At 35.6% G+C, this 24,369-nt stretch carries 21 protein-coding genes; 2 read left to right on the top strand and 19 right to left on the bottom strand.

The genetic code is table 11. From position 1 onward, the window contains the following. Positions 1 to 36 precede the first annotated feature (36 nt). From queA to rsgA, 8 genes are all read right to left on the bottom strand, one after another. Positions 37 to 1,086, bottom strand: a complete 1,050-nt coding sequence (gene queA, locus ABVM52_RS03585) for a tRNA preQ1(34) S-adenosylmethionine ribosyltransferase-isomerase QueA (protein ID WP_405383796.1) — start codon at positions 1,084 to 1,086, stop codon at positions 37 to 39. Between the two features lie 79 nt (positions 1,087 to 1,165). Further along, positions 1,166 to 2,395: a 3-phosphoshikimate 1-carboxyvinyltransferase gene (aroA, locus tag ABVM52_RS03590; RefSeq protein ID WP_405383798.1), complete on the bottom strand. Its 1,230-nt coding sequence runs from the start codon at positions 2,393 to 2,395 to the stop codon at positions 1,166 to 1,168. A 37-nt stretch (positions 2,396 to 2,432) separates the two neighbouring features. Then, positions 2,433 to 2,759 carry a nucleotide pyrophosphohydrolase gene (locus tag ABVM52_RS03595; RefSeq protein ID WP_405383800.1) on the bottom strand — a complete coding sequence of 109 codons (327 nt, stop codon included), beginning with the start codon at positions 2,757 to 2,759 and terminating at the stop codon, positions 2,433 to 2,435. A gap of 36 nt (positions 2,760 to 2,795) precedes the next feature. After that, complete coding sequence (locus tag ABVM52_RS03600; protein ID WP_405383802.1) at positions 2,796 to 4,805, bottom strand: transglutaminase domain-containing protein; 2,010 nt, start codon at positions 4,803 to 4,805, stop codon at positions 2,796 to 2,798. A gap of 63 nt (positions 4,806 to 4,868) precedes the next feature. Beyond that, complete coding sequence (locus tag ABVM52_RS03605; RefSeq protein ID WP_405383804.1) at positions 4,869 to 6,818, bottom strand: DUF3857 domain-containing protein; 1,950 nt, start codon at positions 6,816 to 6,818, stop codon at positions 4,869 to 4,871. Between the two features lie 10 nt (positions 6,819 to 6,828). Then, positions 6,829 to 8,721 carry a DUF3857 domain-containing protein gene (locus ABVM52_RS03610; RefSeq protein WP_405383806.1) on the bottom strand — a complete coding sequence of 631 codons (1,893 nt, stop codon included), beginning with the start codon at positions 8,719 to 8,721 and terminating at the stop codon, positions 6,829 to 6,831. 79 nt (positions 8,722 to 8,800) lie between these two features. Further along, the gene (dtd, locus tag ABVM52_RS03615; RefSeq protein WP_405383808.1) at positions 8,801 to 9,253 is read right to left on the bottom strand and encodes a D-aminoacyl-tRNA deacylase; all 453 of its coding nucleotides are present in this window, start codon (positions 9,251 to 9,253) and stop codon (positions 8,801 to 8,803) included. After that, a complete protein-coding gene (rsgA, locus tag ABVM52_RS03620; protein ID WP_405383810.1) occupies positions 9,250 to 10,203 on the bottom strand; it encodes a ribosome small subunit-dependent GTPase A in 954 nt (317 codons plus the stop codon). Before rsgA ends, dtd begins: the two co-directional genes overlap by 4 nt. Before the next feature lie 108 nt (positions 10,204 to 10,311). Here rsgA and ABVM52_RS03625 point away from each other — a divergent pair, with 108 nt between their 5' ends. Next, complete coding sequence (locus ABVM52_RS03625) at positions 10,312 to 11,124, top strand: hypothetical protein (RefSeq protein WP_405383812.1); 813 nt, start codon at positions 10,312 to 10,314, stop codon at positions 11,122 to 11,124. Between the two features lie 182 nt (positions 11,125 to 11,306). Continuing rightward, positions 11,307 to 11,747, top strand: a complete 441-nt coding sequence (locus ABVM52_RS03630) for a hypothetical protein (RefSeq protein WP_405383814.1) — start codon at positions 11,307 to 11,309, stop codon at positions 11,745 to 11,747. A 61-nt stretch (positions 11,748 to 11,808) separates the two neighbouring features. Here the strand turns inward: ABVM52_RS03630 and ABVM52_RS03635 are convergent, their stop codons facing one another. The 11 genes from ABVM52_RS03635 to metF form a co-directional block, all read right to left on the bottom strand. Then, positions 11,809 to 13,899, bottom strand: coding sequence for a DUF5723 family protein (locus ABVM52_RS03635; protein ID WP_405383816.1), 2,091 nt, complete (start codon positions 13,897 to 13,899; stop codon positions 11,809 to 11,811). Positions 13,900 to 14,049: 150 nt separating this feature from the next. After that, positions 14,050 to 15,132 (bottom strand): chorismate mutase, encoded by a 1,083-nt coding sequence (locus ABVM52_RS03640; protein ID WP_405383818.1) that lies wholly within the window; start codon positions 15,130 to 15,132, stop codon positions 14,050 to 14,052. Positions 15,133 to 15,138: 6 nt separating this feature from the next. Then, positions 15,139 to 16,005 carry a prephenate dehydrogenase gene (locus tag ABVM52_RS03645; RefSeq protein ID WP_405383820.1) on the bottom strand — a complete coding sequence of 289 codons (867 nt, stop codon included), beginning with the start codon at positions 16,003 to 16,005 and terminating at the stop codon, positions 15,139 to 15,141. 4 nt (positions 16,006 to 16,009) lie between these two features. Further along, positions 16,010 to 17,155: a pyridoxal phosphate-dependent aminotransferase gene (locus ABVM52_RS03650; RefSeq protein ID WP_405383822.1), complete on the bottom strand. Its 1,146-nt coding sequence runs from the start codon at positions 17,153 to 17,155 to the stop codon at positions 16,010 to 16,012. Next, positions 17,152 to 17,979: a prephenate dehydratase gene (locus tag ABVM52_RS03655; protein WP_405383824.1), complete on the bottom strand. Its 828-nt coding sequence runs from the start codon at positions 17,977 to 17,979 to the stop codon at positions 17,152 to 17,154. The genes ABVM52_RS03650 and ABVM52_RS03655 overlap by 4 nt, the downstream gene beginning before the upstream one ends. A 274-nt stretch (positions 17,980 to 18,253) precedes the next feature. Then, positions 18,254 to 18,715: a hypothetical protein gene (locus ABVM52_RS03660; RefSeq protein ID WP_405383826.1), complete on the bottom strand. Its 462-nt coding sequence runs from the start codon at positions 18,713 to 18,715 to the stop codon at positions 18,254 to 18,256. 69 nt (positions 18,716 to 18,784) lie between these two features. Further along, the gene (locus ABVM52_RS03665) at positions 18,785 to 20,104 is read right to left on the bottom strand and encodes a hypothetical protein (RefSeq protein ID WP_405383828.1); all 1,320 of its coding nucleotides are present in this window, start codon (positions 20,102 to 20,104) and stop codon (positions 18,785 to 18,787) included. Between the two features lie 72 nt (positions 20,105 to 20,176). Continuing rightward, positions 20,177 to 21,310: a serine hydrolase domain-containing protein gene (locus ABVM52_RS03670; RefSeq protein WP_405383830.1), complete on the bottom strand. Its 1,134-nt coding sequence runs from the start codon at positions 21,308 to 21,310 to the stop codon at positions 20,177 to 20,179. Then, complete coding sequence (locus ABVM52_RS03675) at positions 21,307 to 22,122, bottom strand: head GIN domain-containing protein (protein WP_405383832.1); 816 nt, start codon at positions 22,120 to 22,122, stop codon at positions 21,307 to 21,309. The genes ABVM52_RS03670 and ABVM52_RS03675 overlap by 4 nt, the downstream gene beginning before the upstream one ends. Before the next feature lie 4 nt (positions 22,123 to 22,126). Beyond that, on the bottom strand, positions 22,127 to 23,224 hold the full coding sequence (locus tag ABVM52_RS03680) for an acyloxyacyl hydrolase (RefSeq protein ID WP_405383834.1): 1,098 nt from the start codon (positions 23,222 to 23,224) through the stop codon (positions 22,127 to 22,129). 65 nt (positions 23,225 to 23,289) lie between these two features. Next, on the bottom strand, positions 23,290 to 24,243 hold the full coding sequence (metF, locus tag ABVM52_RS03685; RefSeq protein ID WP_405383836.1) for a methylenetetrahydrofolate reductase [NAD(P)H]: 954 nt from the start codon (positions 24,241 to 24,243) through the stop codon (positions 23,290 to 23,292). Between the last annotated feature and the right edge of the window lie 126 nt (positions 24,244 to 24,369).

Raw genomic sequence — 24,369 nt, forward strand, 5'->3', positions numbered from 1 at the left:
TAAAATTTTTCCTTATTAATAAGGTGATATATCAACTTATATAATCAACATGGCATCACCATAAGAATAGAACTTATAGCTTTCCAATATTGCTTCTTTATATGCTTTGTTCATTAGATCATGACCCATAAATGCAGATACCATCATCAACAAGGTAGATTTTGGCAAGTGGAAATTGGTAATCATGGCATTTGCAATACTGAAATCATACGGAGGGAAAATGAACTTATTCGTCCAACCTTCATAAGTATTCAATGTTTGCTTAGATGATACCGCACTCTCCAACCCGCGCATTGCCGTAGTACCTACTGCACAAATACGACGTTTGTTAGCTTTGGCGTTATTTACGATCTCTGCAGCTTTCTCATCAATGAACATCTCCTCGCTATCCATTTTATGCTTAGAAAGATCTTCTACCTCAACCGGGTTAAATGTTCCCAAACCTACGTGTAACGTCAATTCTGCAAAATCTACACCTTTAATTTCTAAACGCTTTAGCAAATGCTTAGAGAAATGCAAACCTGCTGTTGGAGCTGCTACCGCACCTTCATGCTTTGCGTATATAGTTTGGTAACGATTTTCATCTTCCGGCTCTACCTCTCTCTTGATATATTTTGGTAAAGGTGTTTCTCCAAGTTCCCTTAATTTTCTTCTAAAATCCAAGTATGCACCATCATAAAGAAAACGTAAGGTTCTACCCCTAGAGGTTGTATTATCTATAACCTCTGCCACCAACGTTTCGTCATCACCAAAATACAACTTGTTACCAATACGTATTTTACGTGCAGGATCTACAAGAACATCCCAAAGACGTTGCTCTTCATTTAACTCACGTAAAAGAAAAACCTCTATACGAGCACCTGTTTTTTCCTTGTTACCATATAAACGGGCTGGAAAAACTTTAGTGTTGTTAAGAACCATAACATCACCTTCATCAAAATAGTCGATCATGTCCTTGAACATTCTATGTTCAATTTTCCCGGTATCTCTGTGGATGACCATTAACCTAGACTCATCTCTATTTTCTGATGGATGCTCCGCCAATAATTCTTTTGGAAGCTCAAAATTAAAATTTGATAATTTCATGTAGCTATTTTATTTAGTGTAGCAAATTGCGGCTGCAAATATACAATCTGCAGATAGGCCTTGTCAAGTAAATCCTTAATTATAATTCCTTTATACCAAAACCAAGTTGCTTTAAGTCTTTCCAAAAATCTGGATAAGACTTGGAAACCACTTCCGCATCGTTCACTTTTAACCTTGTTTTCATAGCCAATGGTGCAAAAGCCATTGCCATTCTATGGTCATTATAAGTATCTATAGCGATATCCTCTAGAATACCTACAGACGGTATGATCGTTAAGGTTTTATCTGTTACAGAAATATTTGCACCCAATTTGGACAACTCTGTATTCAACGCCTCTAAACGATCTGTTTCCTTGATTTTAAGGGTATGCAAGCCCGTTAAATGACACCCCACACCAAGACCAAAACAGGTTACTGCTATGGTTTGCGCAATATCAGGTGCGTTGGCCAAATCAAATTCATTCTCCTTAGCTACCTCTTTATCCGTTTTTTTTAGCGTGATGGTGTTGCTACCAAAGGTCGTTTCCACACCAAAAGAAGTATAAATGTCCGCCAGGACACTATCTCCCTGCAGACTTTCTTTTTTATATGCCGATAATGTAATCTCAGTGCCTAATGCCGCAAGGGCACAAATACCATAAAAATATGAGGCAGAGCTCCAATCAGATTCAACCACTAAAGTTGTTGGCGCAACTTTTGCCTTAGGTGTAACTTTAATCAGGTTACCCTTAAAAGAATTTTCCACACCAATTTCGTTTAACAATGCCAAAGTCATTTTTATATAGGGCACCGATGTAATTTTACCGACCAACTCTAATTCCAGTCCGTTTTCTAAACTTGGTGCAATCAATAACAATGAAGAGATATACTGACTGCTTACATTGGCAGGTAGACTCACCTTGTCCTTTACAATACGCTGACCTTTAATTTTTATTGGCGGATATCCTTCATCTTGCACATAGGAGATATCTGCACCTAACGTTTTTAAGGCATCCACTAAAATCTCAATAGGTCTTTCGGTCATTCTTTTAGACCCGGTAAGTATTACTTCTTTTCCTTCTTGTGAGGCAAAGTATCCTGTTAAAAAACGCATTGCCGTACCAGCATGATGTATGTCTACCGTGCCCTCAGAAATTTTTAATCCTTTTGCCATTACCTGGGCATCATCTGAATTAGAAATGTTCTCAATTTTAATATTAGAAAATAACGCGGCCAATAACAAACTTCGGTTAGATTCACTCTTAGAACCTGTTATTGTAATCGTATCGTTAAGCTTTGTATTGGACGGACCTGTCAAGTGAAGTTTCAATGCGTATCGTTTTAAAAATAGAACGACAAATATAAGCCTATTTCAACTTTTTATTGTTGTGATGACGGTCATGATCGCGCTTAGTTTTTAAATCTAACTTTTTATCAAAAGCTTGTTGCAAATCAACACCGGTCTGGTTTGCCAAACACAGTACCACGAACAGAACATCTGCCAATTCTTCGCCCAGATCTTTATTCTTATCCGACTCCTTTTCGCTCTGTTCCCCATAACGTCTAGCAATGATTCTAGCCACCTCTCCCACTTCTTCTGTAAGCTGTGCCATATTAGTAAGCTCATTGAAGTAACGAACGCCGTGTTCCTTGATCCAATTATCTACTGCTAACTGTGCGTTTTCAATGTTCATATAGTTGGTCTTATTTGTTATAAACCAAAAATGACATTAAATTTTCTCTAAAACAATAAAAGATTCATTTTGCCCATTTACCGCCTCGCTAAATAATGTCTTAAGAGCAGTGTAGTAATCTGTTTTATAATGTGCAGAATTCAATTCAAAAGTAAAAAACATATTAAGGCTACCATTTACAATATCAGAAACACTTAGTTTCAACATACCACTATTTGCTGGCAACGTTAAATTTTTGTCCGCAGGCAAAGATTTTAAAGCATACCCTTCTGGAATTTTTAAATTAAGTAAATATTGATATTTTATTGGAAAGCCAAAATCAATGGGATACGTTCTTTCTGAAGAAAGAAATGGATTCTTATCAAAGAATTTAATTACGAACGGATTTAAATAAATATTACCACCTTGAAAACTATTTTCAACTTCAAAATTGAAACGTTCTGTCAATTTCTTATCATCAGTAGCCAAGTTTTTTATTTCATGGGACAAAATATGAAAATCATCAGAAATTTCCTCTTCTAAATCTTGAAGGTACTCCGATTCTTCCGTAGTTGCTAAAACCTTATCTTGCGACGCTTTCATATACCCCATATGGGTTACATCATATATTCCTGTTAGTTTTTCGTTTACTGGGTCTAAATCTATATGAGTCCTAATCAATTGTCCATTTTTAGATTCTGCCACAATATCATACCAATAACTTTCTTTATCAAAATCCATGACCCTACCATAATAATTTAAACAACGATATGGCAACATGCCAAAGGGCATATACTTATCAGTAGCATCTAGCAAATAGGTATCATCACCAATATCAACTTTAGCTATTATATAATTAAAATCATTCATGACAGGATGTGTTTTTTTTGGCAAGCCTCTTTCCCTCGTTGCCATTAACATCATATCTGCTTTAATATCTGCCGCATTCAACAAGTTTATCAATGCAATGTTTATTTCGGCCACATTTCCCTTTTTTTCATCAAAAGCCTTTTTAACCTTATTATCATGCCAAATACCAAATTCTTCATTCCACGTAAAATGACCCTTAACAAAATTATAAATGGCTTTAGCCCTTGTTAACGCATCACCTTCTGTTAACAGCTTCTCATCCACGTTTTTCTCGAAAAAATTCTTTTTACGAAGTTGACTTCCTATATCATTATCAGTTTTAAACTCCTTATCTACATCTTCCCAAGATTTAGTATACTTTTCCACTCCACCATAAAAACTTTTATATTGAGAAAGCTCAAACTCTATCTTACTCCTGTAATTATTTGCGGAAAGCATGAATTCTTCTGACTCTTTAAAAGCCGGAACATTTTTCATAACATATTTAAGGGACTCACAATCACTGGGTTTCCGTGCCCTTGGGAAATTAAAGCATGCCTTCTCAATTGTTGCCTCGTTTACATCTAAGTTCAACTCTCCTTTTAGGCTTCTGTTATACAACCAGTTTCCAGGTATTTTAGCATTAAACTCAGAATATAATTTTGGAATTTTAGACTGAAAACTCCATCCTGTAAAATTGAAGAAAAAAGGCGATTGCATTTCATATTCATATTCTATAATGGATCCCTCTTGAATATTTGGAAAAGTAAATTTTGTACGTATCCATTTTTCGTTAACATCTTCTTCAAAATACTCTTCCTTTTTTAGATAATGTTTTCTGTCACCATTATGTGTCAATGCCTTTATTTTGACTATTTTTTCCTTTTTGTCCTTAGATCTAAATAGGGGTATCTCTATATTAGCATATTCAAAACCCTTTCTATCAATAATTTTTATTTTAGCATGATATTTTGTAATTAACCAGATATAATCGTTTCTAATTTCAAAATGATTATTTCCATACTCATAAAGATATACTGCTGAAGCTTCGGCATCATTTTCATAAGATGTAAATTCTTTTTGAAGTGCTGTTATTTTACCAAATTCTTCATTTCCTTGTGCCACTAACAAGAATGTATTTAAAAGAAAAATTAGGGTACAATGAAAAACATTACCTATGATCAATCTTGGTAAGGTTAAAAATTTTAACTTATACATTATATTAAAAATATGGTTGGTTAAGATTATTTGTTACGCGGTATTAACTATAGAAAATAGCCGTTATACTTTAGATAAAACAACTTTTTCAGCCTGCTTTTCTATAATCTGACGATAGAATTCTCTTAAGGCATCATAGTATTCACTTTTTATTAAAGCATTTTTCATTGTTATACTAGATGATAGCTGCAATACATTTTCCGCAAATGATATTTTAAACATAAAACTCCCAATTCCATTTGGCAAAGCAAACCTTGTATTTTCAGGTAATGATTCTACTTTATAACCTTCTGGACATTTGATCTTTACAAGAAAACGATCCTCCCATGGGTAACCAAAATCTATAGGAAATTCTCGTTTTTTCGACTTAAACGGCGACTCATCCGTAGCCAAATAGAATAAGGGTGAAAAATATAGCTTGTCTCCTACGTCTTCTACACCATCCTCCCAATACAATTCAAAAGATTGGCTAAGTGGTTTAACTGGTTCATCATTATCGGCAATGTTAAAATCTGAAATTTCAATTCCGCTATATTGTTTTTCTAAATCCTCTATATATTTTTCCTCTGTACTAGCTTTATATTTTTCCCTTAACAACATGGCATAGTGTTCAGAAAAACGTTGCTTATTAGACCCTTCTACAGAACCGTCATCATTTATTTTTAATTCTAACATGGTAGTTTCCAATGACCTATTTTTAGGCATTAAATCAACTAGCTGGGCCGTACCATCTTCATTGATTGCCCTACCAAACCAATTTAAATCTCGTAATGGCAGTACATTAACCGCACTATAATCTTCGGTAGCATCAAGCACTTTATACTTATCTCCATCTTTTATACCCGCAATTACATAATTAAACCCATTTAAGGTCGGGAATAACTGCACACCATTATCCCGGGTACTTAATATTATAGGGCTGGCATTAAGGCCTGCATGTTTTAACGCAGAGACCAATATTAAATTAATGTCACCAGAATTACCACTATGGTTTTTATAGGCCTTTTTTACTCCTTCATCTGTGCCAACACCTTGCTTTTTATTCCATTTTATTTTCCTTTTTACAAATTCCAGTACTTTTTCCATACGTGCATCATCACCAGCAATACCGTCCAATTCCGCATCTAGTTCCTCCTCAAAATAATTTTTCTTATTTAATTCGCTTCCAAAAGAATTACTCTCATAAATAGTTTTTACCACATCTTCCCAAGACTGTGCATAATTTTCAAAAATCTGACCCGGAATTTGTAACGAAACAATCTCAAAATTGACCCCTGACCTATAGTTATCTATATTAGATACAAAACTCTCATCTTTTAGTGCAGGTATATTTTTTAGGTTGTACGTAGTCACCACATCATGCGTTCCTACCTGTGTATTCATTTCACGCTTTGTCTGCGGGTTTAGAAGTAAAAATCCCTTTTGTCGTTGATTGAATTTAAAATAATCGAAAATAGACATTGACGCCTTTAATTTTTTTATGGGTACCTCCTCCTGAAAACGAAATTCATCAATACTTTGAATATATGGGGATATAATTTTATACCTATACTCAAGTACACTGCCTACCTTGACATTGGGCATAGTTAATTTTACCTGATTCAAGGATTTGGAATATTCCGATTTAAAAATGCCGTCCTTTTCTAATTTTGACTCAACCACTTTACCATTTTCCATTGTATATGTGGAGCCTTTTACTTTTGATATTGATTCACTATCACTACTTGACCTACTAAGGTTTACAACTTTTGTAGCATAACTAAATCCTTCATTACTATATATTTTTACACGCTCATGAATCTCGGTTACAAGAGATAAACCTGCATTTGAATTATATATGTAATATGTTTTCCTATACTTATACAAGTAGGCTGCAACAGCTGATGAGTCTGTTGCATAAGCTTCTTCCAATAATTCTTCTTTTGAAACCTCACCAAATTCATAGTTTTGAGCATTAATGCAAAAGGAAAAAAACAGTATAAATTGAAAGGTTATGACTTTTTTTAATGACATAGTGGTTGGCTTATTTTTTTAGAATTAATTTTAAATTATCCGATTTTTTTATGGCTCTTCTAAATTCCCTGTATTTATCATACTCCTCTTTAGGGTACTCTCCATTTAAAATTTTTAATTTTCGTGTATAGTGTAATTCTGTATCATTAAGCTTTTCAATAGACATTTCATAATTGCCAAAATCCGTATTAATAGTAACCTTCTCCGGTAAGTCATCAATTTTATAACCAACCGGTAATTCTATAATAAAATCATCATAATCTGTATAACCTCTTGATATCTGAAACGGTAATTTCCTTTCGCGATATCTATCAGGCACAAAATTGCTTACATTAAATGCATTTGGTTTAAAAAATAAATCTTCGCCAATTTTACTGACATATGCTTGGGCACTTAAACTAACTTTTTCAGTAAGCTCAATATTTTCTTTATCATTGGCTATTAGTGATTCCGTTATCTTAAGACCATTTATATTATCCCAATATTCTTTATAGTATTCATCTTTTTCCTTCACGGACATTTGAAGAATAGATGAATGCTGATCATATTGTATTGCTTTGGTAACTATAGACACCTCTGCAGTTAAATCACCATTTGCATTTAGGCGTATCTTTGCCTTTGTTTCTTGTAAATTTTGGTCATTTAAGTATGCTTCTGTATGTTTTATTTTTCCTCCTTCCGGGGTAATTACCAAAACATCCCTATCATCTGTGAAGTCACTTAAAAACCCAAAAGGTATATCTTGGCTCGTGCATTCTAGCCATATATCTCCATCTTCATTAGGTACATTTAATATTACGTGATTACCTTGCATAATGGCAAAATTCTCTTCCATACCAAGCTTAGAAGGGCCGGCATGCACAACACTATAATAAGAAGTTATACCTTGAGATTTTAAAAGTGCTTTGGTATAATTGGTTAATCCTTTACAATCTCCATATTTTACCCGATCAACTTCTTCCGCAGAAATAGGCTGCCAACCTCCTATTCCTAATTGAACAGAAATGTATCTTGTATTATTTTGAACAAACTCATATATCCTTTTTATCTTTTCAAGATTATTGTCAATACCAGCGAGCTCTTTATTAATGAAGTTTAATGTGCTTTGGGGCAATTTATCTCTATTTACCAATAAATTTGAATATTGCCACTTACCCATTGTACTCCAATTATGGGCATAACCATCTACTCCTTCAAGATGAAAGTTTTCCAAAGCTACCAATAGCTGGGGTTCAAAATTTTGAAAAGACGGACTTAACATTTCTTTCTTCTGTGCAGGTACATTTATCATCTCATAATGTACACTTGATTCATTAGATTTTTTCGTGATAGGATACCCTGTAAAATTCTTTTCCTTAAAACGCCATTTTAACTCTTTGGCAATATTCATTTTAAATACGCTTCTTTCCGTACTTACCATGTAATCATCAACTGGAACCCACCTTGGCAAGAAAGCAGTGTTAGGAGTTGTATAGGTATATGAAAAATCTATCGTGTATGGGTATGAGGTTGGCGTATATTGAAAAATCTTGACCCGTGAATCCCCGTAAAGTGTACCTCCGTCCACAGCACTAACATCATGAAAATCTTTCTTTTTAATTTTTTCAATCTCTTTCCCGTCTTCGCCATATACCAATACTTGTATATCGCTAAGTTTGGTATTGGGATCATAAAATGCATATGGTCTTATTGATGACTCACCAGCTTTCTTGAAAATCGTAATTACCCTATGATTTGTTACCTGCATCTTATTCAACGCAGAAACCTCAACAATAGTTTCATCTAGCCTTACGACCGCATTTGCATTTTCCGTTAAAGAATTTTTGATTGTAGTACTTGGATAAGAGACTTGTGCACTAGATATAGTTGTAAATAGCACACTTAAAAATAAAAATAAGCGCATTTGATTGGTTTAGCTGAACAACAATAACGAAAAAATGTTATTTTTCTTACAACAATCGTCCAAAAACCTTAATATCCGATTATTCTTTTTGTCTTGTATCTATCAAAATAGTCACAGGACCGTCATTCAACAAATCCACTTTCATATCTGCCCCAAATTTTCCCGTACCCACTTTTTTGCCCATTTTAGATTCTAAAGTGGTAATAAAAGCTTCATATAAAGGTATGGCCACATCTGGTCTTGCCGCCTTAATGTAGGACGGCCTATTGCCTTTTTTAGTACTTGCATGGAGTGTAAATTGACTAACAACAATAGCATCGCCTTTTGTATCTAACAGTGACGTATTCATTACTCCGTCTTCATAATTGAATATGCGAAGATTTACAATCTTATTCGTAAGCCAATTGATATCCTCCTGTGTATCTTCATTCTCAACACCTATAAGAATTAGTAAACCTTCTTTGATCTCACTTACCTTTTCACCATTTACCGTTACACTTGCCCTGGAAACACGTTGTAATACTGTTCTCATTTTTTATCGTCATGTATATCTACCCTATAATTCTCATCTTCTCCCTTTATCATTTGTAGATAACTATTATACCTGCTCCAAGCAATATCGCCAGTCTCCAATGCATCTTTAACCGCACATTTTGGTTCATCTACGTGAATACAATTATTGAATTTACAATCTTGTTTTAGTTCAAAAAATTCTGGAAAATAATTTCCTATTTCTTCCTTTTCCATATCTACTATTCCAAAACCTTTAATTCCCGGAGTATCTATGATACGAGCATCAAAACTTAGATCAAACATTTCTGCGAACGTAGTGGTATGCTGGCCTTGCAGATGTTGTTCAGATATTTTCTTGGTCTTGATATCCAAAGTAGGTTCAATAGCATTTACCAAAGTAGATTTGCCTACGCCTGAATGTCCTGAAAACATGGAAGTCTTGCCCGCCATCAACTCCTTGACTTTTTCAACATTCTTGCCTGTGCTTGCCGAAATACCAATGCAGGTATACCCAATATTTCGATACAGCGCTGCCAAAAATTTAATTTCGTCCAATTCTTCAGGACGGTAGGTATCCACTTTATTGAACAATAAAATTACAGGAATATCATAGGCTTCCGCAGTAATTAAAAAACGATCTATAAATACCGGATAGGTTGGCGGATTGTTCAACGTTACCAACAGGAATACTTGATCCAAATTAGCCGCAATGATGTGTGTCTGTTTGGACAAGTTGACCGACTTACGAATGATATAATTTTTACGCTCTTCTATTTCATTGATAATACCAATGGTATCATCACCAATGGTCTCTACCTCAAAACGTACTCGATCACCAACCGCAACAGGATTGGTACTTTTAATCCCCTTGATCCTAAATTTTCCTTTTATCCTACAATCGTAGAAATCACCGTCATTTGTTTTAACGGTATACCAACTACCTGTAGATTTATAAACAATTCCTACCATTTACCCAAAATACCTTCCATTTGTACAAAGTAACTGCTTTCAATGCAAAAAATACCATAAATTTGAATTTCAACCGTAGAACATTAAATATTAACCAATTACTTTAAAATGAAAACTATTAAAAAATTTATTCTTTTTGCCTTTTTAATGCTGGCCTCTATAGGTTTTGCACAAGAAACCATTACCAATGAATCTGTAATACAAATGGTAGAACTTGGTTTTGACGACTATATGATCATTGATAAGATCAATACATCAGATGTTAAGTTCGATGCCTCTATTTCAGCGCTTGGAGAAATGAAAAATGCAGGGGTTTCCTCTGAAATTCTTTCTTTGATCATGGACAAGTCCAAACAGAACACTAAATCCAAGACCGGAATTTATTATACGGATGCAAGTGGAGAAGACAAACTAATTCAACCAAGTGTATTTTCAGGCTCCAACTCCAATGCCGTTGCACAAAAACTGGTTTCTGGGTTAATCAATTCAAAAAAGAAAGCGCAATTACCCAAAACACAATCTAACAATGTCATTCGCCAAAGTCAACCGGAATTCACGTTTATTTTTGACCCTAGCGTAACCGAAGTTGATAATATGCAAAATAACCAAGGTAACAATGCTGGTATTTTTAACTGGTGGTTTAGAATGGCAAGTAACCCTAACGAATTTGTTTTGGTGAAACTTACAGTAAAAGAGAAGAAAAACCTTAGAGAGGTTATTACAGGAAAAAGCAGTTGGATCACCAGCAGCAGTGGCATAGACCCTAAATATGCCCTTAATTTTACCATCGAGGAAATTGAAGGTAACAAATTTAAGGTTACACCAGATTCTTTAGAGCCAGGAGAATATTGCTTTATTTACCAAGGTCAGGTTCCACAAGGAAGAGAAAACCAATCTGTGTTTGATTTCTCTATTCAATAGAACAAATTATATGAATTATAACAGGTCCCGATGCTTTTAGTATCGGGACTTTTTTTGTCTACTGATTTTCCTGTAGATTTTTTTAATTGTTTATACTGATTTAAAGGAGAAACCTTTGCTTTCATCATTTTACCTTTTACTTTCACTACGCAAACTTTAATCATTCAAAAAAAACCATCATCATGAAAAAAATTATTTTATTCTGCATTTTATCTTGTCTAACGTCAACCGCAATAACCGCACAAGAGTATAAGGTTATTACCAGTGTAGAATCTATTGTACCTAGCGGATTAGGACGTTCAAGGATTATTGATGCCAATGCAGATAGAGACTATCAAGAATTTTCATCTACCCAAACCGAAGAGGATAACACCAGAAACAAATCTAAACGAAGTGATATTCGCGTTAAGGATTTTGAAGAGACCAAATTGCTCAATTTTTATAATGTAGCAGGTATTCGTTTTCAGAACATTGCAGCCAACGACGCCCTTATTTCATCCAAACTAAGTGATATGGCAAAAAATGGTTGGGAGCTTGTCTTTGTCACCAGTGGTGTAGAGGCCGATGCCGGAAATACTGACGGACAAGGTATATTTATAACCAGGTATATCTTTAAAAGATAAAACTAAAAAACATAAAAAAGCCCGGTGTTTACCGGGCTTTTTATATGCTATCAATTTAAGACTACTCTGCTAAATTAATTTCCACACGTCTATTCTTCTGTCTACCATCTTTATACATATTGGTAGCTATTGGTTTACTTTCTCCATAACCAATTGCTTTTAGCCTTGCCGGAGAAATACCACCATCAATTAAAAACTGTAATACAGCCTGCGCCCTTTGCTCTGATAATTTCTGATTGGTAGCTACAGAACCAATACTATCCGTATGACCTTCAATAGTGAAATTGGCATTAGGATATTCATTTAAAATGCTGATAATATCTACCAATACCGGCGTAGACTCATCTTTAAGTGATGATTTCCCAGTATTGAACAAAATGGTTTTTGCGTATTCGTTCAAAGATTTCTGAACCTCAGCGGTAACTACCGGCTCTGGGCAACCATTGTTTGCCACAGTACCCATTTCATTAGGGCATTCATCATCTTTATCTATAACAGAATCTCCGTCACTATCCGCCCAAGGACATCCATTATTTTCTACTGGTCCGGCCTCATTAATACATTGATCTTCATTATCTAACAAAGTATCACCATCCGTATCCACCCATGGGCAACCATTATTCTCCACTGGTCCGGCTTCGTTTGGACATTGATCTTCATTATCCAAAACAGAATCTCCGTCCGTATCTCCCCAAGGACAGCCGTTATTTTCTATAGGTCCTGCTTTTTTTGGACAACCGTCTTCTTTATTTGGTATACCATCACCATCAGAATCTTTTGGCTGACCGTAATATACCGGTATTTTTAAGCCTGCATACACATCTGCCCCTCTTATTTCACTTCTGGTAAAAGTAGAAATTATTGATCCTGAACCTAGGTAAAATGGACCTGCACGTAAGCCCGCACCAATTTGAAAACCACTATACTGATAGCTGCTTACCGGCAAATAGAAACTGAACCATTTACTTTCAAAACGAGGAGTCAACGAAAATACATTTGCTGTTCTTAGATTATTTTCTCCTGCTGAACGCACTGACAAATCTGTATTAAGATTTAAATAGAAATGATTTTTAATATTCCAATCCGCGTTAAAATGAAGTGCTGTGGGCAAGCCTGCCTTTAGGTCTTCCGTAGCTTGGGTAAATGTATATAAGTTCTGTAAATCTTCAGAATCCTCTATATTGTCATAATCTTCTTGGGTAATGGTATTATTGATGTTGTAGCTATCAATCAATCCGCCCTTATAGGTTACAGCACCTATATCAGTTAAGGAAAGTCCAAGTTTTAATTTGTACTTATTCTTATCTTTCATAACGGTTTTTTCTCCGTTAGCACCCGTTACTAAGTAATCTTCATAATCTGGCCTCCACTCATAAACGAAACCTAGATCAAAACCAAACCCGTTAGCATCTGGCACTTCATAATCATAGTCGTCATTATCATAATCCCCCGATCTACCATAGTATAAATCTCCAGTAGACTCCAAGGTTCCACTGGTTGAATTATCCGGTAAGGTTGCACCATCGGCATCATAATCTATGGTTACATTTTTTCCCGTTACATAGGCATTGCCAAAACCTTGTAAGTATTTTAAGGAAAGACCTCCTTTAAGGAAATGCTGTTCATTGTTCATTAACACTTGAGCATAGGTAAGGCCTATTTCCGCCCAGCCATGACCGGCCGCAAAGAAATCACCCTCGTTCACTAAAAAATCCTGATTCTCATCAATACTGTCATCAAGGTCGTCTATACTTTCCCCGTTAAATTCATTACCCGTAAGTATGGTCCTTGCCCTGGTGAAAATAGCTACAGAGGATTTTTTACCAATATTGAACATGAACGACGGACCCATAATATCCAGATTACCAGAAAAATTATTGTTATCCGTTAAATAGAGGCTGGCATCGGTATCAAATTCAAAATCGCTGCCGGTAAGTTCAGAAAACCCTACACCAACATAATCATTGGCAAAAAAGCCACTTGCCCCAATTAAATTAATATCGGTTTTAAATCTAGAATCGGCTATATTGGCCGGGTTGGCAATTACACCATGTACACCACTACAATTATCCGTTAAAAATCCCACATAAGATTGGGCCTTAGCGGTTAATGCTACCAGTAGTAAAAATGTTGCCACTACTAATTTTTTCATATTTTCTTTGCTTTATTGATTGGTTACAGCCCTAACGCCCCATATAAACCCATATTGCAATACATGTGTACTTTTTCTTACATATGTGATATCTAAAACAAAAAAAGCATCCATTCTCATGGATGCTTTTTTTTATCATTGACTACGGTCTTAACCGTTGACTATCTTCTCTTGGTGGTTGATAGACTCTTGGTGAATAGCTTTGAACATACGAAGTACAAACTCTTCGCTAAGTCCTTTACTTTCCCCTTCTAGAATCATAGCACCTAGAATTTGATTCCATCTGTTAGATTGTAGAACGGCAACGTTCTTCTGCTTTTTAAGCTCACCGATACTATCCGAAACTTTCATTCTTTTACCTAAAGTCTCGATCAATTGATTGTCAATAACATCAATCTGTGCTCTTAAATTACTAAGCTGTGCGTTGTACTCTGCCTCTGGATCACTCTCTTTTCTAATCTTAAGGTCTCTCATGATCTGTACTAATTTATCTGGAGTAACCTGTTGTGCGGCATCACTCCAAGCATTATCCGGATCATGGTGAGTTTCGATCATCAGTCCGTCGAAATTAAGATCTAAAGCGGTCTGAGAAACATCAAAGATCATATCTCTCTTACCTGTAATATGCGATGGATCGTTAATTAATGGTAAGTCTGGAAATCTATTCTGAAACTCGATCGCCATTTGCCATTCGGGTATATTTCTATACTTGGTTTTCTCATACGTAGAGAACCCTCTATGAATTGCCCCTAACTTTTTAATACCTGCAGTATGCAATCTCTCTATACCACCTAACCATAAAGCTAAATCTGGATTTACAGGATTCTTCACCAATACAATTTTATCAGTACCTTCAAGAGCATCTGCCAATTCTTGCATAATGAACGGACTAACGGTTGATCTTGCTCCAATCCACAACAAATCTACATCATGCTCCAAAGCTAATTCTACATGTGCACGGTTAGCCACCTCTGTAGCAGTTTTCATACCTGTTTCCGCCTTTACTTTTTGAAGCCATTTAAGCCCCAAAGCTCCTACACCTTCAAAATTTCCTGGGCGAGTACGGGGTTTCCAAATACCTGCTCTGTAAAAATTTACATCGGTATCTTTTAGGGAGTGTGCTATACCCAACACTTGCTCCTCTGTTTCCGCACTACATGGCCCTGCTATTACTAGTGGATGGTCAAGGTTTAAATCATCCAACCATGTTCTCATTTGTTTTGAATTTTCCATTTTTACTTATTCTATTTCTTGTTTAACGGTATTTCTTTTTAATATTCCTTTGATCTTATTCGTATTATTCATTTCATTATAAATGCCCTCGTAATCATCTTTCAGCAGCAATTCCTTAAACGCCGTAAGATTCTGAATGTACTCTTCTAAAGTTTCTACTACATTCTCTTTATTCTGTTTGAAAATAGGGGTCCACATGGCTGGTGAACTTTTTGCCAAACGCACCGTACTTTCAAATCCACTACCCGCCATATCAAAAATATCGCGCTCGTTCTTTTCTTTCTCTATCACCGTTTTACCCAACATAAACGAACTTATGTGCGATAAGTGAGATACGTAAGCAATGTGCTTATCGTGAGCAACAGGGTTCATATATCTTATACGCATACCTATTGCCTGAAAAACCTTTAATGCCCTTTCTTGAAGCTTAAAGGCAGTTAACTCTACCTCACAAATAATATTGGTCTTGTCTTTGAACAAATCATGTATTGCCGCTGACGGACCAGAATACTCTGTACCGGCAATTGGGTGACACGCTAAAAAGTTTCTTCTCTTAGGATGATTCTCCAATACCTTGCATATCATTGATTTAGTTGAACCCACATCAAAAACCACGCAATCTTCATGGACGGCATCCAATATTTTCGGAAGCTCGATAACCATAACATCTACCGGTATACTTACAATGACCATATCTGCCAATTGTAAATCTTTATAGGTGGCTTTTTGATCTATAATGCCCAAGGACAATGCCTCTTCCAAATTTGATGCGTTAGATTCTATACCATACACGGTAACATTGTCAAAAGCGGACTTTATATCCTTTGCCAAAGAACCTCCTATTAAACCGATACCTATTACAAATACATTCATCACACTAAAATCTTGCGATTGCTTCTTTTATTTTATCTTCTGAAATACATAGCGAAAAGCGAATATAGCCTTCACCATTACTACCAAATATGGTTCCTGGTGTAATGAACAAATCTTTATTGTACAATATGTTATCTATAAAATCTTCTGATGCAGCGCTACCTTCCGATAATTTTGCCCAAACGAACATACCTACAGCTTTACGATCATACGTACAGCCTAATAAATCTGCCAACTTATAGATCAACTCTCTACGGGCACCATATACTTTGGTCAATTCTTCAAACCAATCATCACTACTTTCAAGTGCTGCAATGGCTCCCTTTTGTATACCGTAGAACATGCCGCTATCCATATTACTTTTCACCTTTAAAATAGCATTGATATGATTCTCGCTACCCAAAACAAAACCAACACGCCAACCTGCCATGTTAAATGTTTTGCTCAATGAATTAAGCTCTAAGCAAACCTCTTTTGCATTAGGTATACTTAATATACTTGCCGGTTCAGCATTTAAAACAAAACTATAAGGATTGTCATTTACCAAAAGTATTTCATGCTTTTGAGCAAATGCCACCATCTTTACAAACTGTTCTTTTGTAGCCGTAGCACCAGTTGGCATATGTGGATAACTTAACCACATGACCTTTACTTTAGATAAATCTTGCTTTGCAAGTTCTTCTAAATCTGGAAACCATCCATTATCTTCGGTCAGATCATAATATGTAGGTACTGCACCTACCAATTTCGTAACCGATGTATATGTAGGATAACCAGGGTTTGGAATTAATACCTCATCGCCTTCATTTAAAAATGCAAGGCTAATATGCATAATACCCTCCTTTGAGCCCATTAAGGGTAAAATCTCGGTATTTGGGTCAGCATCAACACTGAATTTCTTCTTATAGAAATCTGCGATAGCTGCTCTCAACTGTGGCAAACCTTGGTAGCTTTGGTATTGATGGGCACCGTTTTCAAGTACAGAATTCTGTATAGCTTTTAATACTTCTGATGACGGAGTAAGATCAGGGCTCCCAATACCCATATTTATAATAGGCTTACCTTCTGCCATTAAACCGCGTACTTCTCTCAACTTTTTTGAGAAGTAGTATTCCTGTACGGTATTTAACCTTTCAGCGGTACGTATCATTGTCTTACATTTTTATATTCACCCAAAATCTTAAAGTCCTCTGCCATGATGTTCAATAGACTTTTAGCCTTTGTAAAATCTGCATAATCAGCAAAAGTAACATCCACAAAAAATGCATATTTCCATGGTGTTTCTATTACTGGCAACGATTGTATTTTGGTTAAATTCAATCTACAATCGCTCATAACATTAAGCACTGCCGCTAAACTTCCCCTTTTATGGTCGGTTAAAAACCGTAAAGAAGCCTTGCTTATTTCCGCCTGGGGCAACGCATCGTTTTTTGTTTTTACAATGATAAAACGAGTAGCATTATTTTGAATGGTTTGTATGTCGTTCGCTACGATGTCCAACCCATATAATTCTGCAGCTACATTTGGTGCAATGGCGGCTACATGCTTTAACTTTTGCTCTTGTATACGCTTTGCCGTTTCAGCCGTATCAACATCTTCCACGAGTTTAATGTGCGGATATTGCCTAAAATATTCCTTACACTGCAACAATGCCATGGGGTGAGAACTTATTTCTGTAATATCTTCGATTTTCTGCCCTTTCAACACCATTAAATTATGATGGATGTTCAGGTAATACTCACCTATTATATGTAGGTTGTTATGATTCACCAATGCATAATTTGGGATAATGGAACCTGCAATGGAATTTTCAATAGCCATAACGCCCTGATCCGCTTCTTTAGACAACAACTTATCTACCAAAGCATCAAAAGAAAGGCATTCTATTAATTCAATATCATCACCAAAGCAATCTTTTGCTACTTGGTGGTGATTACTGCCCTTTATTCCTTGTATGGCTATTTTCAGACTCACTTTACTCAGTTTTAATCAAAAAAAAAAGTTCCGACGTATATCGGAACTTAGATTCTATTTTATATTTAAAATATACTACAACAGTTCCGTACCTCTTTTAAAAAAGAAGTAAAAATAAAAACCGTTCCAGAAATATTGTTTTGTCATTGTTCTTGTAATCTTTGGCTAATGTAGTAATTATATTTAAATATGGCTGTTTTGAACTTTATTTTTTTATAAAATTCAATTTCTATCTCAAAAACTGAAGGTTTTGTGTTAAAATTATGTCTATGGTCTACCACCTGAGTGCCACCCCAAGCCCATTAGAATTTCCTACAGGAACCAATCTAAATGTGGTGGTTTTATCAAATTGTTTATTGTAAGACAATATAGCTCGCTTTCTAGATTTATTGGCGCTATTTAAATATATAACTCCCACTATTGCACCTGCCAAACCTCCCGCTAGCGGACCAATAGCGTTTTTTGCCCTATCCCGATTTGTTAAGGTCGGGTCATCATTTAATAATTCAGTTGTTGCCCAAAAAACACCTACAAATTCACCTGCCAAAGCAATTCCGGCAACCACATCTTTTGTATTTGCCTTTTTCCAATGTGCATAAACTTCTTCATTTTTTGAAAAAATACTTTTTACTTCTTTCCTTGTAATTTCTTTATCATCTTGATAATACTCCATACCCCACATTGTAGGAAAGGCTGTAATTTCTTGGGCAGAAACATTTACAGCTATTGTTAACAATATAATTAAACAACATTTTAACCTCATAACATTTACTTTAAATTTGATAATCTTAATAGCGTTAAAAATTTATTTTAATTGTGTGTTGGACTGATAATAAAAAGGTATAGACCATGTAAATTCTTTTACAGCACCCAACGTTTTAGTGACCAGCAAAATATTATTGCCGTTCTTAAACAACTCTTTATCTATAAAGCCTACAATACCTAACTGCTCTGATACTAGATGATTTTTCTTTAGAAAATTGATATTTAAAAGAACGCCATTGAGCATAACCTGATGATACTTTTCATAACACTCAAGATTAAACTTTCTACGTTGCACCCTATTTTCATCGCTACTAAAATTCTCCTTTTCAATAAACTCTCCACAGGTGTTTTTTTGATAATTTCGTTCATGATGAAAAATAGGAATAAACAACTTAACCGTTTCTCCTTCTATTATATCTGATTGTATTTGCGGAGTTAATAAAAAGGACTCATTTATATCTTGATTTTCATAGTAACTTAAATGCATTTTTTGCACATCATAACTATCAGGTTTTATTAGATGGAAAATATTAGTATCCTGAATTTTAACAACGGCAACACACATTCCGGAAAGAAAAAATAACAATATTAAATATACTAAGGATTTTTTCTTTTTAAAGTTCGACCCAAAAACCATAGATACCTGCAACAAATTACGGTACAAAGGACCATAGGTAACCATAGAGGAGAGTTTAACAATTTTGAACATCCAAGTTTGAACCCAAACATTACTTTTTAATTGTTTTAAGTTTCCTATAATGTTAAAAATAAAACTTATTCCCAGTAATAAAATGACTATAAAAATTGGAATTAGAAGTATATAACTTGGTACATAATCTATAAACAAATTAAATAATAGCATATACAGGCTTAGAAATACTGACAAATAAGAATATATCAAAAGAATGGTGAATGCGGCCGAAAAAATAACGCTACACAATTCATCTACTTTCTGTATGGTATCTTCTTGTTTTGGCAATATGGCCAAAATCTTTTCCGTATAAATTTTGGAGTATGCGCTGTCTTCTACACTATAGTCCGGAAATACGGAATTTAATCCTACCAGTCCAATCCAATAGGCGCGTAAAAAGAAATGAATTACAAACATGGCTACCAATATACTTATGGCTAGTAAACCCATAAAAACAATAAAATATCCATAGATATACTGCTCAACAGGTAATAGATCTATGTATTTATTTGTTGCCCATTCTATTAACCCAAATAACTGAAACGTACCATAAATGGCAATTGCAGAAACTAGTAATTCTGCCTCCCAGCTTTCTTCCTTTAGTCGTTGTAGCCATGTAATGTTCTTTTTAGTCTCTGCAACTGGTGTGGATTCTGAAGGTAAGCTCATCTGTAAACTGTAGTCTCAATGGTTGGTGAGACTAATATACTCTTTCTTTAAATCTTAAAAAACATTAAAGCGCTAAGAATCAACCTCATCAAAAAAGCAATCGATTACAACATCTAGGTCCTCTTGTATTTTAGGGTCGGTACTATTTATAAGAATTGAAAACACCATTTGCTCTTTTGGATACACGAAAAAATTGGAGTAACCACCTACGCCACTGCCCACATGCCCAAAGAACTTTCGCCCCTTAGCATCTTCACTCACCTGCCAACCTAAACCGTAGTAGGTAGAATTGCCATCTAAGTGTTGTGCGGTTAAAAATTGATTTAAAACAGCATCGTTTATATTCACTTTTCTATCTAAAAATGCTTGTCCGAATTTTGCAACATCTTCTGATGTAGAAAGATAACCACCACCTGCCAACTTGTAAAAATTATCAACAGGAACAGCCTTTCTAAACCCCATTACCCCTTTTGTATAAAATGTGGTTACCTGGTTTTGTTCTTTTGATGTAGCTATATCATTGACCTCTGTACCAGTTACTCTTAAATCCTCATCCAAATGACGTTCAGGACAGAACGTTTTCTGCATCCCTAACGGATTCAAAACTGTTTTCTGAACATATTCCTCAAAGGGAATTCCGCTTGCTTCTTGCATTGCGGCAGATATCATTACCCAATCAAAGCTATTATACAGGTATTGGGTACCTGGCTTAAAAACCAATGGGTCATTCTCCAAAATAGACAAACTGTCCTTTATCCCAAAAGGCTTGTTCAAAGCAAATTCTTTGCCTTTATATACGCGAATACCTGCGGTGTGACTTGCCAATTGGCGAATAGTGAAATCCCACTTTTTCTTGAGATAATGAGGCAAATAGGTATAGAAAGATTCGTCTAATGAGATTACTCCTTCCTGAACCATATAGGCCAGTGCAGTAGCCGCAATTGGTTTTGATACACTTGCAATTCTAAATATGGAATTTTTAGGGTCTACATATTGTTTAATATCAACATCGGCATACCCATAGCCTTTTTGGAAAATGGTTTTTCCCTCTTTTAAAACCGTAATTGCCAATCCTGGAAATTTATCACTGGCGAACATATCTTGCAAAAGGGCATCCGCTTTCACTAATCCTGTTAAAGTAGGGTCATCACCCAACACCCTTTTAGCAGCGAATACATTTTTAAGATATTTTAAAATGGGATTCATTCCACAAAAATCAATCGTCCGTTATACAATTCTTCCACTTCTACTGTTGCCGGTCGGTTATAACTTTGCAAATCTCCCGTTCCTCTTAATACACCAGTTAGACTTTGTTGCGGATTCACTAAAATATCATTTGAACCTCTATGATTTATAGCTACCCGTTCAGCAACTAACTCTTCCGCCTCTATTCTTGAATCGCCTGCTGCAATATTGATACTTAAACTTTCTGCAGTGCCTTTCAACTTAAAATAGGCAATACCGTTTACCGTTAAACTTAATGAGGTTACAGCTACCTCTAAATTAAATTCCCCATCTGTGGTTTCGGCCTCAGGAACATTAAAGCTTTCTGACAACAGACTTAGGCTATCAAAAGCCAAAACGCCATCGCTCCTAATAGGAAATCCTGTACTGCTGCGTATACTGATTAAATTTGGCGTTGTAACGTATACGGTAGTCGTCGCATAATCTCGCACATAATTACAATCGTTCGTATCGGTCAACAATAAACGACCATCTTCCACAACAGCTGAAACCTCATTTCTAAGATTCTCACCGGTTTCTATTTCTACCTTTTGGGTGTCTCCTTGTTTTATAACCAAAGTGATATTTTCAAATACGGTAATGGCAGTAAAATTGTCTACCATAACCTCTTCTCGTACTATATCACCCGTACTCTGAAAACAATCGGAAGCATTTTCTGAATCGCAAGAAATACATATGAACAACAACACTAACATAGAAGATAAGGTCAAAAGTCTTTGCCCACCACCTAACGATTTAAAGTCTATTTTCTGTTTTCTATTTTCTAACATCATATTTCTACAATCGTATTCCTATTCCGAATTCTACCGCTTCTGCCTTTGCGCCGTGAGACTTTAGGGTTACCGCCCCAAAAACTTTATCTCCAAAATAGCGCTTTAACCCTACACGCAAATATGTGCGCCCTTCAAAATCGAATGGATAATACACATAGTATCCGAATTGAGAGATCACCGACATTTCATTAATGAACAGTTCATGACCCGCAAACACCCCTACCCTTTTATAATCATCATCGGCATCTACATTATTCTCTGGAAAAGCAATACTCTGATACCGTATTAATTCTTTCAAGAAATTAGAAAAATATACATCTGTACCTAATTGTAGGGCACTTTTTCTACCCACTCGTTTATCGGCATATGCAGAGAGTACAGCAAAGCCATACTGGCCGGAATCGATGACATCACTTTCGTTCACCCCAGCCCTCAAGGCAAAATTATAACGTAACGCCTCGGTTACTTTTTCTTTTTCGCGGTGTACATATTCAATTTCCTTACCTCCATCTAAATCATACACAAAACCGGCATTAAAAGCCAAGGTATTTGTAGAGGTATTCGGCGCCCTAAAATTAGCGTTGGAATAATGGATAATTGAGATACCTGTCTTAAAACCCAGTCCTTTAAGAATATTTTCTTTATGATAGTTCAGCATTAAATACGTTGAACTTAAAAGGTCAGAGCCATATGCATTGTTTCTAAAATTGGTTTCTTTATCATAAGGGTTGGTGGCGTAAGAAATACCCTGACCTATACGAAACTGCATATTACGTCTAAAAAAATAAAAATTATAGTGCGCATACAATCCGTAATTATCCCCTAGCGTACTGTTATTTGAATTTTGATAAATAAAAGAAAAGCCTAAATCGGGATAATTATATAACTCCTCCCATGCTTCGGCTCCGTAGGTTTTTCGATTATAGCTCAATATAACTCCACCAGGATGTGAAGTAATTAAATGAGATATATCTGGATTATGCAGCATGATGGAACCATAAAACTGGTTGGCATCAAGCGTGTACTTTTTTTTCTCAGAAGCTTCTTGTGCAAAACAGAAACTTACGGATAGTATTACAATGGTTAGAAACTTGAAATTCATTGAGGGCAAAAATAAGTACTAAGTACGAAGTAAAAAGTACAAAGTACAAAGTTCTTTCCTACAAACTAAAAAAGCGCTTCCGCTATCGCCTTAATATTATCAGATTTGCCCATAGAATAGTAATGTAAAACAGGCACACCGGCTGCTTTCAGTTCTTTAGATTGTTGTATTGCCCACTCTATACCTACCTTACGCACATCTTTATTTGTAGCACAACCATCTACAGCATCTATTAAATCTTGAGGTAAATCAATTCTAAAAACCTGTGGCAATAACTGTAAGTGTCTTTTTACAGCAAGTGGTTTTATTCCCGGAATAATAGGCACGTTAATTCCCATTTCCTTTGCAGCTTCAACAAACTCAAAATACTTTTTATTATCAAAGAACATCTGCGTAACCACATAATCTGCACCGGCATCGACCTTTTCTTTCAATCGCTTTAAATCCGATTGTAAAGACGGAGATTCCAAATGCTTCTCCGGATAACCCGCAACACCAATACAAAATTCACTTGAGTACTCGCTCTCTATGGTCTCATGCAAATATTTACCACAGTTTAAATCCTGTATCTGTTTTACCAAATCTATGGCATACGGGTGTCCGCCTTCGGTTGGTACAAAATACTTCTCCTCGCTACGAGCATCGCCACGCAGAGCCATTACGTTTTCAATACCCAAATAATGACAATCTACCAGCATATACTCGGTCTCTTCCTTTGTAAAACCTCCACAGATAACATGCGGTACCGTATCTACATTATATTTATGTTGAATAGACGCGCAAATACCCACGGTACCTGGTCTCATACGTGTAGTTTTCTTATCTAAAAGCCCCTCTTTTTTAATATAAATAGTTTCCTCTCGCGATGTCGTTACATCAATAAACGGAGGATTAAATTCCATTAACGGATCAATATTATTATACAATTCCTGAATATTTCGCCCTTTAACCGGCGGTACAATTTCAAAAGAAAAAAGTGTTTTTCCCTGTGCGTTGGTAATATGGTCTGTTACTTTCATAAGCCCCCTAGCCCCCCAAGGGGGAACTTTTACTCGGGTATTTTTAATTATCTAATAATTTATTTAACTATTTGAGTATAACTCAATTTACTATTTTGCCTCCAATTTTCATTATTAATCAACTGC

It is taken from the genome of Maribacter sp. LLG6340-A2 (assembly GCF_045057105.1).
Classification (GTDB): Bacteria; Bacteroidota; Bacteroidia; order Flavobacteriales; family Flavobacteriaceae; genus Maribacter.

What these genes read in the sequence shown, in the direction of transcription:
- queA (WP_405383796.1), bottom strand. Translation starts at nt 1,086, where the DNA reads ATGAAATTATCAAATTTTAATTTTGAGCTTCCAAAAGAATTATTGGCG.
- ABVM52_RS03595 (WP_405383800.1), bottom strand. Translation starts at nt 2,759, where the DNA reads ATGAACATTGAAAACGCACAGTTAGCAGTAGATAATTGGATCAAGGAA.
- ABVM52_RS03600 (WP_405383802.1), bottom strand. Translation starts at nt 4,805, where the DNA reads ATGTATAAGTTAAAATTTTTAACCTTACCAAGATTGATCATAGGTAAT.
- ABVM52_RS03605 (WP_405383804.1), bottom strand. Translation starts at nt 6,818, where the DNA reads ATGTCATTAAAAAAAGTCATAACCTTTCAATTTATACTGTTTTTTTCC.
- ABVM52_RS03610 (WP_405383806.1), bottom strand. Translation starts at nt 8,721, where the DNA reads ATGCGCTTATTTTTATTTTTAAGTGTGCTATTTACAACTATATCTAGT.
- dtd (WP_405383808.1), bottom strand. Translation starts at nt 9,253, where the DNA reads ATGAGAACAGTATTACAACGTGTTTCCAGGGCAAGTGTAACGGTAAAT.
- rsgA (WP_405383810.1), bottom strand. Translation starts at nt 10,203, where the DNA reads ATGGTAGGAATTGTTTATAAATCTACAGGTAGTTGGTATACCGTTAAA.
- ABVM52_RS03625 (WP_405383812.1), top strand. Translation starts at nt 10,312, where the DNA reads ATGAAAACTATTAAAAAATTTATTCTTTTTGCCTTTTTAATGCTGGCC.
- ABVM52_RS03630 (WP_405383814.1), top strand. Translation starts at nt 11,307, where the DNA reads ATGAAAAAAATTATTTTATTCTGCATTTTATCTTGTCTAACGTCAACC.
- ABVM52_RS03635 (WP_405383816.1), bottom strand. Translation starts at nt 13,899, where the DNA reads ATGAAAAAATTAGTAGTGGCAACATTTTTACTACTGGTAGCATTAACC.
- ABVM52_RS03640 (WP_405383818.1), bottom strand. Translation starts at nt 15,132, where the DNA reads ATGGAAAATTCAAAACAAATGAGAACATGGTTGGATGATTTAAACCTT.
- ABVM52_RS03645 (WP_405383820.1), bottom strand. Translation starts at nt 16,005, where the DNA reads ATGAATGTATTTGTAATAGGTATCGGTTTAATAGGAGGTTCTTTGGCA.
- ABVM52_RS03650 (WP_405383822.1), bottom strand. Translation starts at nt 17,155, where the DNA reads ATGATACGTACCGCTGAAAGGTTAAATACCGTACAGGAATACTACTTC.
- ABVM52_RS03665 (WP_405383828.1), bottom strand. Translation starts at nt 20,104, where the DNA reads ATGAGCTTACCTTCAGAATCCACACCAGTTGCAGAGACTAAAAAGAAC.
- ABVM52_RS03670 (WP_405383830.1), bottom strand. Translation starts at nt 21,310, where the DNA reads ATGAATCCCATTTTAAAATATCTTAAAAATGTATTCGCTGCTAAAAGG.
- ABVM52_RS03675 (WP_405383832.1), bottom strand. Translation starts at nt 22,122, where the DNA reads ATGATGTTAGAAAATAGAAAACAGAAAATAGACTTTAAATCGTTAGGT.
- ABVM52_RS03680 (WP_405383834.1), bottom strand. Translation starts at nt 23,224, where the DNA reads ATGAATTTCAAGTTTCTAACCATTGTAATACTATCCGTAAGTTTCTGT.
- metF (WP_405383836.1), bottom strand. Translation starts at nt 24,243, where the DNA reads ATGAAAGTAACAGACCATATTACCAACGCACAGGGAAAAACACTTTTT.